Genomic DNA, 217 nt, shown 5'->3' with positions numbered 1-217 from the left:
AATTGGGATAAAAGCATAAAAGAAGAGTTTTTTAGACAAAAATGTCAAAAAAATCCACTGGTTGATAAAGCCTATTATCAGCAACGGGATCTAGGTTTTGTACCTAGCGAGCTACGCCAAGCATTTTCTGATCTAAACCGTAATATCATTAGCCAGCTTGGGCAACTCAATCCTATCGCTCAATATATGAGTAAAATGTGCAGCGAGTACAAAACAG

1 protein-coding gene is annotated in these 217 nt (G+C 37.3%); it reads left to right on the top strand.

The window, feature by feature from the left end; genetic code table 11:
• Positions 1–217: tyrosine/phenylalanine carboxypeptidase domain-containing protein (locus tag H5200_RS23730; RefSeq protein WP_182762934.1), on the top strand; the 217-nt coding region annotated here is incomplete at both ends.

This window comes from Pseudoalteromonas sp. SG43-7 (assembly GCF_014164295.1).
GTDB lineage: Bacteria > Pseudomonadota > Gammaproteobacteria > Enterobacterales > Alteromonadaceae > Pseudoalteromonas > Pseudoalteromonas rhizosphaerae.
The sequence above is the reverse complement of the archived record's forward strand: the minus strand, read 5'-3'. Positions and strand labels throughout refer to the sequence as shown.